Source organism: Actinosynnema sp. NPDC020468, assembly GCF_040642015.1.
Taxonomy (GTDB): Bacteria; Actinomycetota; Actinomycetes; order Mycobacteriales; family Pseudonocardiaceae; genus Actinosynnema.
In genome coordinates, this window is sequence record NZ_JBFAEO010000038.1 from 1 (window position 1) to 15,769 (window position 15,769).

Consider the following 15,769-nt stretch of genomic DNA (forward strand, 5'->3'; position numbering starts at 1 on the left):
CCCCACCAGCCCGGCCGCCCCCCCCCCGCGCCCTGGTGGCCCGCGCTCGGGCGTTTTTTTGTGGGGGCGGGCTCACCCCCCCGCCCGGCCCCCGCGGGGGGGGGGGGGCCCCCCCCCCCCCCCCCCCGAGACCCGCCCACCACAGGGGACCGTGCGCAACCCCGCCCGCACGAGACCCGGCGCCGTGGCAGGATCGCGGCATGGAACGCGTGCTCGGCATCGGCGGGTACTTCATCCGCGCGCAGGACCCCGCGGCGCTCGGCGCCTGGTACCGGGACCACCTCGGCCTCGACGCCGACGACACCGGCGTGTGGCGGCCGGAGCCCGGGCCCACCGTCTTCGCGCCGTTCGAGGCCGGCACCGACTACTTCGGCTCGCCGACCCAGCAGACCGTGCTCAACTTCCGGGTGCGCGACCTCGACGCGATGCTCGCGCAGCTGCGCGCCCACGGCGACACCGTGGCCGAGGAAACCCAGGACATGGAGGGCGTCGGCCGCTTCGGCTGGGTCACCGACCCCGAGGGCAACCGCGTCGAGCTCTGGCAGCCCGCCTAGCCGCAACCCCCTCGACGGCGACCGAGGCCGTCGAGGGGGACCGGCCATCGCTAGGCGTGCGCGCGCGCCGCGTTGCGCAACGCCATCGCGGCCCGCTCCAACCCGCCGAGCACCCCGGACGGCAACTCCTGGTGGCGGCCCGCGACCTCCTGCAACATCACCTGCATCGGCGCGGACTCCTCCTGCTCCACGACCGCCAGCACCTTGAACGCGGTGCCGGGCGCGAACACCACGCGCTCCTGGACCACGCCGCCGAACGAGTCGACCACCGTCACCCGGCGGCCGGTCACCGACCAGATCACGAACTCCGGCCGGCCGTCGATCGGCACCGTCGGCCCGGCCACCGTGCTGAACAGGCCGTGCTCCACCAGCATGTCGCCGGTCCGGTAACCCCGGGCCTCGCCCCAGCCGACGGTCACGCCCTGGTGGCCGGGCAACCGGCGCAACCCGGACACGATCGTCGCGGCGTAGGGCCACAACCGGCCGAGCCGACCGGTCCGGAACGCCTCGACCATGACCTCCTCGTCCTGGGTGAGGCACGCCGACACGGCCGCGAGGTCGGTCACCACCGCCTCGAACGCCTCCGCGTCCTCGGGGCGCTCCTCCAGGTGCCGGCACGCGACCGCGGCGTGCTCGCCGTAGCGCTCGCCCAGCATCCGGCGCACCGCGTCGCGCTCCTGCTCGGTGCTGCGGTGGTCCGGCGCCACGACCTCCTCGCCGGTCAGCTCGCCCCACACCGGCGCGGGCGCGGCGGGCAGCGGGCCGTCGACGCTGAGCGGGACCGGGTCGTCGGTCACGGTCGGCGCGGGCGGCTCCTCAGCCACCGGTGGCTTGGGCATCGGGGTCGGGTCGCAGAACACCACCTTCAGCAGTCGCCGCACCTCCGGCTCCAGTCGTTCGACCAGCGACGCGCCCGCCACCGCGACCGCGCCCGCCGTCGTGCGACCGGGCGAGCCGACGGTCAGCCGCGCCCACTCCGGGTCCACCGGCAGGGCGCGCACCTCCGGCCCGTTGTCCTCGGCGTCGCGCACCCACAGCCCCGACGGCACGACCTCGAGCACCACGCCGCCGCCGAGGTCGAACACACCGGGACCGCGCTCCACCAGACCCGGCACCGGCGTGCGGTACCCGGCGACCACCGGCGCGGACCCCGGCGTGTGCCGGACCTCCGTCACGTACGGCCGCCACGTCTGCTGCCCGCGCGGGTTCACCGCCACCACGGCCGCGCCGGTGCGCAACGCGCCCACCGGCAGACCCGTGTACAGCGAGATCGGCTCGGCGAGCTGGTCGGCCACGGCCTGCGCCTGGTGGTCGCCGCCGTACCAGACCAGCCGCACCCGGGACCGCGCGGCCGAGGACAGGCCGCCCAGCAACCGGCACACCTCGTCCACCGGGATCGCGGGCTGACCCGGGCCGCCGACCACCACGGTCAGCACGTTGTCCCGGCACGGCAGCCCGAGCACCGCCCGGACCTCCGGCGCCTGCGGGTCGAACGTCGAGCGCTGCGCGCGCAGCCACAACCCGGCCGGAATCGGCTCCGAGACGCCCACGTCACCGGTGGGCCACGGCGAGTTCGGGTCGAACGCCTCCCACTGCGGCACCGGGAACCGCCGTCCCATCGGGATCGGCGAGGCGCCCGGCTGGAACCGCAGCCAGCACCCGTACCCGCCGCCACCGGTCACGAACGCGACACCGGGCACGGTGGTGACGACGCCGTCCGGCGCGACCACCTCGGTCTGCAACTGCTCGGACAGCCACTGCGCGGGCGCGGTGGGCCGCATGCTGCCGGAGTGCGCGGTCATCAACCGCACCGGCCCGCGGCCCTGCAACGCCGCCGCGACCGACGGCCAGAACCCCGCCTCGTCACCGGGCGGGAAGTCGACGACCACGACTGTCCGGCCGCGGTCGACCGGGAGGGTCCGCGCGAGCGCCATCGCGGCCTGCCCGGCGCCGGCGGACGGTCCCACGACCATCGTCGGCCCCGCGTAGGTCGCCGAGTACTGCGGCTGGGGTGGTGTCGGGGGAGGGGGCGCGGGCACGGGTTCCCGCTCGACCACCACGGGAGGCTCGGGCTCCCTGGACACGGCACGTCGGAACATAGGGCGCCCGCTCACCTCCAGGCACGACTGCTCGGCACGGGTCGCACTCTACGCGGCAAGCGCTTCCACGAAACCAGGCCCGACCGGAAATTCCTGGTCAACCCCGGTGAAAAGTCCACAGTGGAGCATTCGGCCCAGTGCGCCGGCGCCCGCGACGACCGGCCACGCGCCGCGAGCGACCGGTCACCGCGCGCGTCGACAACCCGCCCACCACGGCGCCGAACACCACGTGGTCGAGGTACTGCGGCAGCCGGGGCAGCGCCCGGATCGCGGGCACCCGCACCACCTCCAGGTCCAGCACCGCGATCGCCAACCCGGCGACCGCGCCGCCCACCACCCCCGAACCGGTCCACCGCCGCGCCGCCGCGCGCAGGACCAGCGTCCATCCGGCGGACACGGCGACGTGTGCTGCGACACCCCTCGGCACGGTCGGCGCGCCCAACAGGGCGCCGGCCGCGCGGGTCGCCGCGAGTGCGTCACCACCGGTCACCAGCGCGTGTACGGTCGACGGCACGCCGCTCACGGTCGCCGCCGCCGCCCAGACCCCGATCGGACCCACCCGTCCCGCCCTCCACCGTCTGGCCGGGGAATTGTCGGAGCCGGAAGTTACCCTCCACTACCGTGAACCGCTCCACGCACGCCACGACCTGGGGAGAACGACCCGGTGACCGCTGAGATCCTGTACGGGGCCGACGACCTGACCCACCTCGAGGGTCTGGAAGCGGTGCGCAAGCGCCCCGGCATGTACATCGGCTCCACCGACAGCCGGGGCATCAACCACCTGTTCAGCGAGGTCGTGGACAACTCCACGGACGAGGGCGTCGCCGGGCACGCGACGAAGATCGTGGTCACCCTGCACGCCGACGGCAGCGTGCAGGTCGACGACGACGGGCGCGGCATCCCGACCGGCACGCACGCCAAGTCCGGGCTGTCCGGCGTCGAGCTGGTGCTCACCAGGTTGCACGCGGGCGGCAAGTTCGGCGGTTCGGGCTACAAGACCTCCGGCGGCCTGCACGGCGTCGGCGCGTCGGCGGTCAACGCGCTGTCGCACCGGTACGACGTCGTGGTGCGGCGCGAGGGCAAAACCCACGAGATGTCGTTCGCGCACGGCGTGCCCGGCGTGTTCGACGGCCCGGGCCCGAAGGCCGCCTTCACCCGGGAGTCCGGGCTGCGGGTCACCGGCCGCACCCGCAAGACCGGCACCTCGACCCGGTACTGGCACGACGCCCGCTACTTCGAGAACGGCGCGGCGCTGGACGTGGAGGCGGTGCGCGCCAAGCTGCGCAACACCGCGTTCCTGGTGCCCGGCGTGACCTACGTGCTCCGCTCGGCGGTCGACGGCGCGGTCACCGAGGAGACGTTCCACTACCCGGGCGGGCTCGGCGACATGGTCGACTTCCTGGCGCCGGCGGCGGAGAAGCCGGTGTCCGGCACGCTGCTGATCACCGGCGAGGGCGTCTACCACGAGAACGCGGCCGACGAGAACGGCGTCATGCGGTCCAAGGTGGAGCGCCAGGCCGAGGTGGAGATCGCGCTGCGCTGGGGAACCGGCTACGAGCGCACCGTGGAGTGCTTCACCAACACCATCCGCAACGTGCACGGCGGCACCCACCGGCGCGGCTTCGAACGCGCGGTGCTCAAGGCGGTGCAGGAGGCGATCGGCCGCACCCGCGGGCTGCTCAAGCCCAAGGAGGACCCGCCGACGCTGGAGGACGTGCTGGAGGGCATGACCGCGGTCGTGCACGTCCGGGTGCCCGAGCCGCAGTTCACCTCGCAGACCAAGGACGAGCTGTCCACCGCCGGCATCACCCGGGTCGCGCTGGGCGTCGTGGAGCGCCACCTCAAGGCGTGGACCGAGGACCGGCGCACCAAGGCCGAGGCGAAGGTGGTGCTGCAGAAGGTCGTCGACGCCTCCCGGGTGCGGCTGACCCAGAAGCAGCAGAAGGACGCGGCCCGGCGCAAGACGGCGCTGGAGGGCGCCGCGATGCCCGCGAAGCTGGTCGACTGCCGCACCACCGGCGTGGCGCGCAGCGAACTGTTCCTGGTGGAGGGTGACAGCGCGCTCGGCTCGGCGCGGATGGCGCGGGTGTCGGAGTACCAGGCGCTGCTGCCGTTGCGGGGCAAGATCCTCAACGTGCAGAAGGCCAGCCTCGCCGACACGTTGCGCAACGTGGAGATCGCGTCCATCGTGCAGGTGCTCGGCGCCGGCACCGGCCGCACGTTCGACCTGCCCGCCATGCGGTACGGCCGGGTGATCCTGATGGCCGACGCGGACGTGGACGGCTCGCACATCCGCACGCTGCTGATCACGTTGTTCGCCAAGTACATGCGGCCGGTCATCGAGGACGGCAGGCTCTACGCCGCGATGCCGCCGCTGCACAAGGTGGTCACCCGCGGCCGCAACGCCGAAACCCACTTCACCTTCACCCAGCGCGAGATGGAGCAGACCGTCGCGCGGTTGGAGAAGTCCGGCAAGACGGTGGTCAAACCGGTGCCCCGGTTCAAGGGCCTCGGCGAGATGGACGCCGACGAGCTGTGGGAGACCACGATGAACCCGGCCTCCCGGTCGGTCCGGCGCATCACGATGCACGACGCCGAGGCCGCCGAGGCGGCGCTGGAACTGCTCATGGGTGAAAAGGTCGAGCCGCGCCGGGCGTGGCTCGTCGAGTCGGCCGCCCGGGTCGACCAGTCCGCGATCGACGTCTGACGCAGGAGAAACAGTGGCACGCCGCAAGACCCCGACCACCCGGGTCGACCCGTCCGCCTTCGACCGGGCGGGCGCGCAGGTCTTCGACAACTCGCTCACCACCGAGATCGAGGACTCCTACTTGGAGTACGCGTACTCGGTGATCCACTCCCGGGCGCTGCCCGACGCGCGCGACGGCCTCAAGCCGGTGCACCGGCGGATCCTGTTCTCGATGAACGAGCAGGGCCACCGCCCGACGAGCGCGTACGTGAAGTCGTCGCGGGTCGTCGGCGACTGCTTCGTGCGCGGCGCCCTGGTGTCGACGCCGGCCGGCCTGCGCCCGATCGAGGAGTTCGAGGTCGGCGACGTGGTGCTCGACCCGGCGGGCGTGCCCGCGCCGGTGGTCGAGGTCTACGAGAACCCGGCGTCCGACCTGGTCCGCGTCACCTGGTCCACCGGTCGCACCATGCTCGTCACGCCGGGCCAGCGGTTCCGCACCGACGACGGCGCGTGGACGCGGGCCCGCGACCTGGTCGGCCGCGCCACCGTCGGCTACGGCGACGAGCGGCACGTGAACCTGCTGGCCGACGGCGGCGACCCGCACGCCTACGTGCTGGGCCTGGCCGTCGACGGCCGCGTCGACCTGGCCGACAGCGAGCCGGTGGACACCGCGCACGGCTGGGCGATCGCCTTCGGCCTCGCGGTGACCAGGGACAAGGTCGAGGCCGTCGACCCGCTCGACCCGGACCGCCACGTGCTGGTGTTCGACGCCCTGCCCGACCTCGACGTGCCGTCCCGGCGCGAGGACTGGGCGCCCTACCTGGGCGGCCTGTTCGACGCGACGGGCCACGCCGGCCCGTCCGGCATCACGTTCACCGCGCACACCGACCGCGTCCACGCGCTGCTCGCCGACTCGGGCGTGCGCCCGTCGGTCAGCACGGCGGACCGGCTGGAGGTCACCGGCCACGACGCGGCGGCCCTCGCGGTCGCGCTGCTGCGCTGGACCAGGACGCGAGCCAAGCAGGACGCCCTGGTCCGGGTGATCAGGGGCGCCCGCGCCGAGTCCGGCTTCCCGACCGTGGTCGCGGTCGAGGAGGTCGAGCCCGACACCACCTACGACATCCAGGTGGGCGCCGAGGAGCACGCGTTCGTGGTGGACGGCCTGGTCGTGCACAACTGCATGGGCAAGTACCACCCGCACGGCGACACGGCGATCTACGACGCGATGGTCCGGCTGGCGCAGGACTTCTCGCTGAACGCGCCGCTGGTCGACGGTCACGGCAACTTCGGCAGCCCGGACGACGGCCCGGCCGCGTCGCGCTACACCGAGGCGCGCATGTCGCCCGCCGCGATGCTGCTGGTCGGCGAGCTGGACGAGGAGACGGTCGACTTCCGGCCCAACTACGACGGCTCGTTGCAGGAACCGACGGTGCTGCCGGCGGCCTTCCCGAACCTGCTGGTCAACGGCACGTCCGGGATCGCGGTCGGGATGGCGACGAACATGATCCCGCACAACCTGGGCGAGGTCGTGGCCGCCGCGCGGCACCTGGTGACGCACCCCGAGGCGTCGCTGGACAAGCTGATGGAGTTCATCCCCGGCCCCGACCTGCCGACCGGCGGGGTGCTGCTCGGGTTGGACGAGGTGCGCAAGGCCTACGAGACCGGGCGCGGCGTCGTGCGGATGCGGGCCAAGGTGGAAACCGGGCCGCTGGAGGGCAGCCGCGGGCGGCAGGCGATCACGCTGACCGAGCTGCCCTACGGCGTCGGGCCCGAGAAGATCATCGAGAAGATCACCGACGAGGTCACCAAGTCCAAGCGGCTCACCGGGATCGCGGACGTCAAGGACCTCACCGACCGGGAGAACGGCATCCGGGTCGTGATCGAGTGCAAGGTCGGGGTGAACCCGCAGGCGCTGCTGGCCGACCTGTACCGGCTCACGCCCATGGAGCAGTCGTTCGGCATCAACAACCTGGTGCTGGTCGACGGGCAGCCGCAAACCCTCGGGCTCAAGGCGCTGCTGGAGGTGTTCCTGGCGCACCGCTACGAGGTGGTGACCCGCCGGACCCGCTACCGCCGCCGCAAGCGCGAGGACCGGCTGCACCTGGTCGAGGGTCTGCTGCTGGCGCTGCTCGACATCGACCGGGTGATCCGGCTGATCCGGGGCAGCGAGAACGCGCAGGCCGCGAAGCAGGGCCTGGTCGAGACGTTCGGGCTCTCGGAGATCCAGGCGACCTACATCCTGGACACGCCGCTGCGCAGGCTCACCCGGTACGACTCGATCGAGCTGGAGGCCGAGCAGGAGCGGCTGCGGGCCGAGATCGCCGAGCTGACCGCGATCCTGGACGACGAGAAGGTGCTCAAGAAGGTCGTCTCGACCGAGTTGGCCAAAGCCGCCAAGGACCTGACGACCGAGCGCCGCACGGTGCTGCTCGACGGCGACCTGAAGGAGGTGCTGGCGGCGTCGAAGCCCGCCGGCCCGCTGGAGGTCGCCGACGACCCGTGCCAGGTGGTGCTGTCCGCGACGGGTCTGGTCGCGCGCACCGCCGCCGAGTCCGAGGAGGCCTCCGAGGCCCGTCGGCGCAACGGCCGCACCAAGCACGACGCGGTGGCGGCGGTGGTGCACACGACGGCGCGCGGTCAGGTGCTGCTGGTGACGAACCGGGGTCGCGCGGCGAAGGTCGACGTGCTGCCGCTGCCGGTGCTGCCCGAGCAGAGCGGGACGGTGTCGTTGAGCGGCGGCATGGCGGCCGGTGAGCTGGTGTCGCTGGAGAAGGGCGAGCGGGTGGTGGCGATCGCGCCGCTGACCGACACCGACTCGCCCGGGTTGGCGCTGGGCACCCGGCAGGGCGTGGTCAAGGTGTGCGCGCCGGAGTGGCCGGTGCGGTCGGACGAGTTCGAGGTGATCACCCTCAAGGAGGGTGACGAGGTGGTCGGCGCGACCTGGTTGGGCAGCACGGCGGAAACCCTGGTGTTCGTGTCGTCGGAGGCCTCGCTGCTGCGCTACCCGGCGTCGCTGGTGCGCCCGCAGGGCCTGCGCGGCGGCGGCATGGCGGGCATCAACCTGCCGGCCGACGCGCGGGTGGTGTTCTTCGGCGCGGTGCGCACCGACGACGACGAGCACGGCGAGCCGCAGGTGGTCACCTCGACCGGCCAGAGCGTGAAGGTGACCCCGTTCGCCGAGTACCCGCCGAAGGGCCGCGCCACCGGCGGCGTCCGAGCCCACCGCTTCCTGAAGGGCGCAGCGGGCCTGACCCTGGCCTGGGTCGGCCCGCGCCCAGCCGGCGCCGCGACCAACGGCTCCCCGGTGGAACTCCCGGCCCCAGACCAACGCCGCGACGGCTCCGGCCACGCCCACCCGGGCCCGGACGTGGTGGGCCACCTGGTGGAACGAGGCTGACCCCGCGCCCCCGGCTCCGCGGAGCCGGGGGTTCGCGCTCGTCGCGCGCCGACGCGGCCGGGTGTTGCGGGTGGCGGCTTGGCGGGCTTTGGCTTCCCGGGGCCGGGGGTTCGTGCTCGCGTCGCGCGTCGACGTGATCGGCCTGGAGGCGCGTGCCGCGCGGCCGGGTGTTGCCTGCGGCAACTTGACTGGTTTTGGCTTCCCGGATCCGGTGCGGCACACCCGGCCGGGCCGCGCGTGCCGGCGCGAGCGGGTGGCGTGTCGGGCGGAACCCTGCGGCCGGGTCCGCGATCAGTCGACGCCCAGCCCGGGTCACCCCACGCGGTGGCCCACGACGGTCGACTTCGGCAGGCGGCCGGCGCGGGAGAAGCCGGTCAGCTCATCGCCCGCCACCGCCACGTCGAACGCGAGGTTCAGCCGCAGCGGGCGGGTGATGGACTGGGTCCAGGTCAGCCTCGTGCCGTCGAACGCCACGTCCCGCAGCGGCACCTCCTCGCCCGCGCCCCGCGCCACGCCCGTCCACCCTACGTCCACAGTGGACAGGACGATCTCCGCCTCCTGCCGCCCGATCGGCGTGCTCACGACCAGCCGCCACGTCCCCTCGATCACGTCGTCCTCCACACGATCCCGCGCCGCTCGTAGGCGAACAGCCGCTCCACCTCCCGCGCCACCGCGCAACCCCGGAACCGGTCCAGCAGGTGCAGCGCCACGTCCAACCCGGACGTGACCGCGCCACCCGACACCACGTTCCCGTCGTCCACCACCCGCGCGTCCACCGCGGTGACCCCCGTCGCGTCGAGGAAGTCCATGCCCTCGTGGTGGGTCACCGCCGTGCGCCCCTCCAGCAGCCCGGCCATCGCGAGCACCAGCGCGCCGCCGCACACCGTCGCCAGCACCGCCCCGTTGTCCCGCGCCTGGCCCAGCAACCGGGGCAGCGGCGTGCGCAACGTCGCGGCCAGCGCCGCCGTGATCCCCTCCACGTCGCGCGCCGAGGCACCCGGCACCACGACCACGTCCCCCTCGGGACGCAGGAAACCCGTGGCGCGCAACGACAGCGGCCCGGAGCCGCCGGGCACCACGCGCGGCCCCTCGGCGCTCACCAACTCCACGTCGACCCCGCCCGCGAACAGCACCTCGTACGGCGCCACCACGTCCAGCGGGTCGAACCCGTCGAACAGCACCACCTGCGCGTTCTTCACGCCGGCAACGCTAGGCAACCCCGCCGCGGCGCGGCAGTGGCGCGATTGCCACACTCCGACGGACTCTCGCCACCACCCGGCGGGTAACGCTTCGCCGTCCCCGCGCGCTGAACCTGTGGCGCGGCCCGGACCAGCCGCCGAGGAGGCCACGGTGCACGTCGTCGCGGTGCTCGCTCTCGACGGCGTGGTGCCGTTCGACCTGTCCGTGCCGGTGGAGGTGTTCGGGCGGGCGGTGCTGCCCGACGGCACCCGGCCCTACGACGTGCGGGTCTGCGCGCCCCGGCCGCAGGTCGACGCCGGTGCGTTCACCCTCACCGCGCCGCACGACCTGACCGCGCTGGACGTCGCCGACACGGTCGTGCTGCCGGGCGTGGCCGACCCGGAGACCCCGGTGCCGCCCGAGGTGGTCGAGAGCCTGCGGGCCGCCGCGGACCGGGGCGCGCGGCTGGCGTCGATCTGCGGCGGCGCGTTCACCCTCGCGGCGACGGGACTGCTCGACGGGTTGCGCGCGACCACCCACTGGCGCGGCGCGGAGGCGTTGGCGCGCAGGCATCCCCGGGTCCTGGTCGAACCCGACGTGCTCTACGTCGACAACGGCGCCCTGCTCACCTCCGCCGGCGCGGCGGCCGGGTTGGACCTGTGCCTGCACCTGGTGCGGATCGACCACGGCGCGTCGGTCGCGGCGGCCGCGGCCAGGCTGTCGGTGATGCCGCTCGAGCGCGACGGCGGTCAGGCCCAGTTCATCGTGCACGAGCCGCCCGCGCCGGACGGGGTGAGCCTGGAGCCGTTGCTGCGCTGGATGCGCGCGCACCTGGCGCGCGACCTGACCCTGGACGACCTCGCGCGGCAGGCCAGGCTCAGCACCCGCACGCTCAACCGGCGGTTCCGCGAGCAGACCGGCACCACCCCGTCGCGCTGGCTCGTGCTGGCCCGGATCCGCGCCGCGCAGGACCTGCTGGAAACCACCGCGCACCCCGTGGAGCGGATCGCGGCGGAGGTCGGTTTCGGCTCGCCGACGGCGTTCCGGGACGCGTTCCGCAAAACCGCCGGCACCACTCCCCGGGCGTACCGGCGCGCGTTCCGGGGGTGAGCGGCGCTGCTCCTCCCGGCGGTCGGGCGGCCCCGCCGCGGGCACGGACCCGCGTTGGTCCGCCGGTGGTCAGGAGTGCGGCGGTGGTCTGGCCGCGCCGGTGAGGTCCGGACCGGCGCGGCGAAAAGCCGACTTAACGGGCGTTTTCGTGCCGGAGGAATTCAGTCGGCGAGCACGTGTCGGAGTGGTTCTTTGCGCCTCGGCACCCGACGGACGGGTGGATAATCCACCCGGGCCACTCCGACCTGCCGGTTTCACCCGGCCGGCGGGCGATCGGCTGATCGGGGCGGCCCGTTCGCCGGCGCTATTCGGCAACGATTAGGCCCATAAAATCCGGCCATAACACCATTCCCCTGACCGGCCGCGGCGCAATACCGTGTGTGGAGTGAGCAGCGAGGGGGACGCCGCCCCCGCCCGGCCGTTCGCGGATGCCCTCAGATCGGCCATCGCGGCGCGGGGGATAGGTCTGGAACGCATCCGTGAACACCTGGCGGAGCACGGCGTGTCGGTCAGCCTGGCCACGCTGAGCTATTGGCAGTCGGGGCGGAGCAGGCCGGAGCGCCGGTCGTCGCTGGCCGCGATCGGCCACCTGGAGGCGATCCTCGACCTGCCGCCCGGCCACCTCGCGGGTCTGCTGGGCCCGCCGCGCCCGCGCGGGCGGTGGTTGAAGCGATTACCGGAGGAGCCGCGGCCGGTGCCGTCCTGGGACGACCGGATCTCGCGGCTCAGCCAGCAGGACGTGGTCACCATCGGGCGCGACCGGGGCGAGGTGTCGTTCCGGTCCCGGCACGTGCTGCGGGCCGAGGAGGACGGCGCGGACCGCTGGTTGGTGGTCGCGCACGTCGACCGGACGCCGCCGACGATCACGCCGCTGCGGCACTGCGCCCTCGGTCGGGTGCTGCCCCGCCCCGAGGTGGGCCTGGTGGTGGCGGAGCTGCTGTTCGACCGGGTGCTGCGGCGCGGCGAGAGCATCGTGATCGAGCACGAGCTGGTCAACGCCGACCCGCACCCGATCGCCACCAACTACGGCCGCCGGTTCCGCCTGCCGGTGCGCGAGTACGTGCTGGAGGTCCAGTTCGACCCCGCCGCGACGCCCGTCGCGTGCCGCCGCTACAGCCACACCGACACCCGAGGCGACCTGTCCACGCCGGTGCTGCTGGGTCCGGGCGGCTCGCTGCTGGGGGTGTTCCTCGACTTCGGGCCGGGCGAGGCGGGCTTCCGCTGGAGCTGGCCCTGACCGTGCCGCCGACCGTGTGCCACGCCACCCGGAGCGCGCGGAATAGCCACCGCGAGGCTACGGTTGAGCCGGATAGTTGAGCTTGCAACTACCTGGCAGAGGAGTGGTCATGCAGTTCGGTGTCTTCACCGTCGGCGACGTGACGCCCGACCCCACGACGGGTCGGACGCCGACCGAGGCCGAGCGCATCAAGGCCATGGTCGAGATCGCGCTCAAGGCCGAGGAGGTCGGCCTGGACGTGTTCGCGACCGGCGAGCACCACAACCCACCGTTCGTCCCCTCGTCCCCGACGACCATGCTCGGCTACATCGCGGCGCGCACGGAGCGGCTGATCCTGTCCACCGCGACCACGCTGATCACCACGAACGACCCGGTGAAGATCGCCGAGGACTACGCGATGCTCCAGCACCTCGCGGACGGCCGGGTCGACCTGATCATGGGCCGGGGCAACACCGGGCCGGTCTACCCGTGGTTCGGCAAGGACATCCGCGACGGTGTCGAACTGGCCGTCGAGAACTACGCCCTGCTGCGCCGGTTGTGGCGGGAGGACGTGGTGGACTGGCAGGGAAGGCACCGCACGCCGCTCCAGTCGTTCACCGCGACCCCGCGTCCGCTGGACGACGTGCCGCCGTTCGTCTGGCACGGCTCGATCCGCACCGCGGAGATCGCCGAGCAGGCCGCGTACTACGGCGACGGGTTCTTCGCCAACCACATCTTCTGGCCCAAGGAGCACTTCCAGCGGCTGATCACCCTCTACCGCGAGCGGTTCGAGCACTACGGCCACGGCAAGGCGCACCAGGCGTTCGTCGGGCTCGGCGGTCAGGTGTTCATGCGGCGCAACTCGCAGGACGCGGTGCGCGAGTTCCGGCCGTACTTCGACAACGCGCCGGTCTACGGGCACGGACCGTCGCTCGAGGACTTCACCGACCAGACCCCGCTGACCGTCGGCAGCCCGCAGGAGGTCATCGAGAAGACGCTGACCTTCCGCGAGCACTTCGGCGACTACCAGCGCCAGCTGTTCCTGGTCGACCACGCGGGCCTGCCGCTCAAGACCGTGCTGGAGCAGCTGGACCTCCTCGGCGAGATCGTGCCGGTACTGCGGCGCGAGTTCGCGATCGGCCGGCCGGCGGACGTGCCGGACGCGCCCACCCACGCGTCGCTGCTGGCGGCGACCAAGGAGACCGTGGCATGACGACGATCGCGGTGGTGTCGGCGGGGTTGGGCGACCCGTCGTCGTCCCACCTCCTGGCGACCCGGCTCGCGGAGGCGGTGACGCGCGAGCTGCCCGCGCGGGTGCGGACCGTGCACCTGCGCGACCACGCGCGGGACATCGCGGACAACCTCGTCACCGGGTTCCCGAGCGCGGCGCTGCGCGAGGTGGTGGCGGACGTGACCGGCGCGGACGCGGTGATCTTCGTGACACCGACGTTCAACGCCTCCTACAGCGGGCTGTTCAAGTCCTTCGTGGACGTGCTCGACCCGGAGTCGCTGGTGGGCACCCCGGTGCTGATCGCGGCGACCGGCGGCAGCGAGCGCCACTCGCTGGTGCTCGACCACGCGCTGCGCCCGCTGTTCGCCTACCTGCGGGCGGTGGTCGTGCCGACCGGCGTGTACGCGGCGTCGGCGGACTGGGGCGCGCCGCGGGGCCTGTCCGAGCGGGTCGACCGGGCGGCCGGTGAGCTGGTGGCGCTGCTGACCGGCGCGCCCGCGAGGAAGCCGGTCGAGCGGTTCACGCCGTTCGAGGAACTGCTGAACCGCTGACTAGGGTGCGGGCATGAGCACGTCCGCACTGCGCCTCGCCTCCCGCAACGCCGCCGCGCTGTGGACGGCGCTGGCCCGCGCCCGGGGGCACGACCTGGTCCGCCGGCCGGGGTTCCTCGCCGTCGGCGGACCGCGCTCGCTGCGCGTGCTGCTGCTCGACGAGGACCCCGGCGACCTCGGCGAGGTGGCCGACCTGGTGCGCGCCGCGCCCGGCCGGGTGCTGGTCGAGGACCCGTTCGCGGCGGTCGACGTCGCCGACCTCGGCCTCGTCGCCCGGCCGCTGGAGGTGATGTGGCGCACCGGTCCCGCACCGGAGCCCGCGCCCGACGTGACGCCGGTGCGCACGCCGGGGGAGTTGGCCACCGCCGCGCGACTGGCCGTCGAGGGCTTCCCGTTCCCCGGCGTCGACCCGGCCGAGCTGGCGCCGCCCGGGCTGCTCGCGCCGCCCGGCGTGGAGGTGCTGATCGCGTGGCGGTCCGGCGAGCCCGCCGGGGTGTGCCTGACGATCGTGGACGAGGACGACGTGGCGGGTCTCTACTGGGTCGCGACGCTGCCCGCGCACCGGTCGAAGGGCGTCGGCCGGGCGTTGACCGCCACCGCGCTGCACCGGGCGGACCGCGTCGCCACGCTCACCGCGACCACCGCGGGCGCGCCCCTCTACGGCTCGCTCGGCTTCACCACCGCGGGTGTCGCGAACTGGTGGTCGCGGCCGGCGGAGACCGGTTCTCATCCTTGACCGAATAGCGCATTTCCGATCGGGTGACATTCGTCGTCCAATGGTCGAAATGTCGATCACTTCTCGTCATGTGGACACCGGCCAACCCCAGGTCAGGGGCGCGCGGAGCGGTGTGGGAGACTCCCCGCCATGGCTCCTCTTCGCTTCGCCCTGCCCAACAAGGGCTCATTGAGTGCACCTGCGGCGCAAATGCTGGTCGAGGCGGGGTACCGGGTCCATCGGTCGGGTCGGGAACTGATCGTGGCGGACCCGTCCAATGACGTTCAGTTCTTTTTCCTGCGCCCGCGCGACATCGCGGTGTACGTCGGCGAGGGTTCGCTCGACGTCGGCATCACCGGGCGCGACCTCCTGCTCGACTCGACGGTGTCGGCGAAGGAGATCCTGCCGCTGGGGTTCGGCCGGGCGTCGTTCTTCTACGCGTCCAAGCCGGGTGGCATCAGCGACCTGCCGGGCCTGGAGGGCAAGCGGATCGCGACGAGCTACCCGAACCTGGTCGACGGGCACCTGTCCGAGTTGGGCATCAAGGCCCACCTGGTGCGGCTGGACGGAGCGGTCGAAACCGCCGTCGAACTCGGCGTGGCCGACGCGATCGCGGACGTGGTCGAAACCGGCATCACGCTGAAGACCTCCGGCCTGGAGACGTTCGGCAAGCCGATCCTCAAGTCCGAGGCCGTGCTGATCGAGGGCGACAGCGTCGCGGACACCCCCGAGGCCGCGCACGCGGTGGAGATCCTCAAGCGCCGGCTCCAGGGCGTGCTGATCGCCCGCCGCTACGTGATCCTCGACTTCGACTGCCCGGTCGTGGCGCAGGACGAGGCGTTCAAGCTGGTGCCCGGCATCGAGTCGCCGACGGTGTCCCCGCTGGCCCGCGAAGGCTGGGTCGCGGTGCGCTCGCTCGTGCCGCGCGACGAGGCGCCCCACGTGATGGACGAGCTGTGGCGGGTCGGCGCGCGCGCCATCCTGGTCAGCAGCCTGGACACCTGCCGCATCTGACCCCCGTTCCACGACGG

General features: G+C 73.3%; 13 protein-coding genes. 9 read left to right on the forward strand and 4 right to left on the reverse strand.

Annotation, left to right across the window (positions count from 1 at the left end; translation table 11 throughout):
• The first annotated feature begins 200 nt into the window (after positions 1 to 200).
• The gene (locus AB0G50_RS24975; protein WP_360112745.1) at positions 201 to 554 is read left to right on the forward strand and encodes a VOC family protein; all 354 of its coding nucleotides are present in this window, start codon (positions 201 to 203) and stop codon (positions 552 to 554) included.
• Between the two features lie 50 nt (positions 555 to 604).
• Here the strand turns inward: AB0G50_RS24975 and AB0G50_RS24980 are convergent, their stop codons facing one another.
• Together AB0G50_RS24980 and AB0G50_RS24985 are read right to left on the reverse strand one after the other, a co-directional pair.
• Positions 605 to 2,638, reverse strand: a complete 2,034-nt coding sequence (locus tag AB0G50_RS24980) for a hypothetical protein (protein ID WP_360112747.1) — start codon at positions 2,636 to 2,638, stop codon at positions 605 to 607.
• Positions 2,639 to 2,750: 112 nt separating this feature from the next.
• Complete coding sequence (locus AB0G50_RS24985; protein WP_360112749.1) at positions 2,751 to 3,167, reverse strand: hypothetical protein; 417 nt, start codon at positions 3,165 to 3,167, stop codon at positions 2,751 to 2,753.
• Positions 3,168 to 3,317: 150 nt separating this feature from the next.
• Between AB0G50_RS24985 and AB0G50_RS24990 the strand changes: the two genes are divergently transcribed.
• Together AB0G50_RS24990 and AB0G50_RS24995 are read left to right on the forward strand one after the other, a co-directional pair.
• The gene (locus AB0G50_RS24990; RefSeq protein WP_360112751.1) at positions 3,318 to 5,360 is read left to right on the forward strand and encodes a DNA topoisomerase IV subunit B; all 2,043 of its coding nucleotides are present in this window, start codon (positions 3,318 to 3,320) and stop codon (positions 5,358 to 5,360) included.
• A 13-nt stretch (positions 5,361 to 5,373) separates the two neighbouring features.
• On the forward strand, positions 5,374 to 8,736 hold the full coding sequence (locus tag AB0G50_RS24995; protein WP_360112753.1) for a DNA topoisomerase (ATP-hydrolyzing): 3,363 nt from the start codon (positions 5,374 to 5,376) through the stop codon (positions 8,734 to 8,736).
• Positions 8,737 to 9,048: 312 nt separating this feature from the next.
• On the opposite strand, the gene AB0G50_RS25000 is transcribed toward AB0G50_RS24995, so the two are convergent.
• Both AB0G50_RS25000 and AB0G50_RS25005 read right to left on the reverse strand, forming a co-directional pair.
• A complete protein-coding gene (locus tag AB0G50_RS25000; RefSeq protein ID WP_360112755.1) occupies positions 9,049 to 9,345 on the reverse strand; it encodes a hypothetical protein in 297 nt (98 codons plus the stop codon).
• Positions 9,342 to 9,935: a DJ-1/PfpI family protein gene (locus tag AB0G50_RS25005; protein WP_360112757.1), complete on the reverse strand. Its 594-nt coding sequence runs from the start codon at positions 9,933 to 9,935 to the stop codon at positions 9,342 to 9,344. The genes AB0G50_RS25000 and AB0G50_RS25005 overlap by 4 nt, the downstream gene beginning before the upstream one ends.
• Before the next feature lie 151 nt (positions 9,936 to 10,086).
• Between AB0G50_RS25005 and AB0G50_RS25010 the strand changes: the two genes are divergently transcribed.
• The 6 genes from AB0G50_RS25010 (at position 10,087) to hisG (ending at position 15,752) form a co-directional block, all read left to right on the forward strand.
• Positions 10,087 to 11,025: a helix-turn-helix domain-containing protein gene (locus tag AB0G50_RS25010; RefSeq protein ID WP_360112759.1), complete on the forward strand. Its 939-nt coding sequence runs from the start codon at positions 10,087 to 10,089 to the stop codon at positions 11,023 to 11,025.
• 385 nt (positions 11,026 to 11,410) lie between these two features.
• On the forward strand, positions 11,411 to 12,262 hold the full coding sequence (locus AB0G50_RS25015) for an XRE family transcriptional regulator (RefSeq protein WP_360112761.1): 852 nt from the start codon (positions 11,411 to 11,413) through the stop codon (positions 12,260 to 12,262).
• 109 nt (positions 12,263 to 12,371) lie between these two features.
• Positions 12,372 to 13,454, forward strand: a complete 1,083-nt coding sequence (locus AB0G50_RS25020; RefSeq protein WP_360112763.1) for an LLM class flavin-dependent oxidoreductase — start codon at positions 12,372 to 12,374, stop codon at positions 13,452 to 13,454.
• Entirely contained in the window at positions 13,451 to 14,023 is a 573-nt protein-coding gene (locus AB0G50_RS25025) for an FMN reductase (RefSeq protein WP_360112765.1), read from the forward strand. The genes AB0G50_RS25020 and AB0G50_RS25025 overlap by 4 nt, the downstream gene beginning before the upstream one ends.
• A gap of 13 nt (positions 14,024 to 14,036) precedes the next feature.
• On the forward strand, positions 14,037 to 14,759 hold the full coding sequence (locus AB0G50_RS25030; RefSeq protein WP_360112767.1) for a GNAT family N-acetyltransferase: 723 nt from the start codon (positions 14,037 to 14,039) through the stop codon (positions 14,757 to 14,759).
• A 129-nt stretch (positions 14,760 to 14,888) separates the two neighbouring features.
• Positions 14,889 to 15,752 (forward strand): ATP phosphoribosyltransferase, encoded by an 864-nt coding sequence (gene hisG, locus AB0G50_RS25035; RefSeq protein WP_360112769.1) that lies wholly within the window; start codon positions 14,889 to 14,891, stop codon positions 15,750 to 15,752.
• The last annotated feature ends 17 nt before the right edge of the window (positions 15,753 to 15,769 follow it).

Bases quoted from the DNA above. Each gene is read 5' to 3' on its own strand.
- AB0G50_RS24975 (WP_360112745.1), top strand. From the start codon at position 201: ATGGAACGCGTGCTCGGCATCGGCGGGTACTTCATCCGCGCGCAGGAC.
- AB0G50_RS25020 (WP_360112763.1), top strand. From the start codon at position 12,372: ATGCAGTTCGGTGTCTTCACCGTCGGCGACGTGACGCCCGACCCCACG.
- AB0G50_RS25025 (WP_360112765.1), top strand. From the start codon at position 13,451: ATGACGACGATCGCGGTGGTGTCGGCGGGGTTGGGCGACCCGTCGTCG.
- AB0G50_RS25030 (WP_360112767.1), top strand. From the start codon at position 14,037: ATGAGCACGTCCGCACTGCGCCTCGCCTCCCGCAACGCCGCCGCGCTG.
- hisG (WP_360112769.1), top strand. From the start codon at position 14,889: ATGGCTCCTCTTCGCTTCGCCCTGCCCAACAAGGGCTCATTGAGTGCA.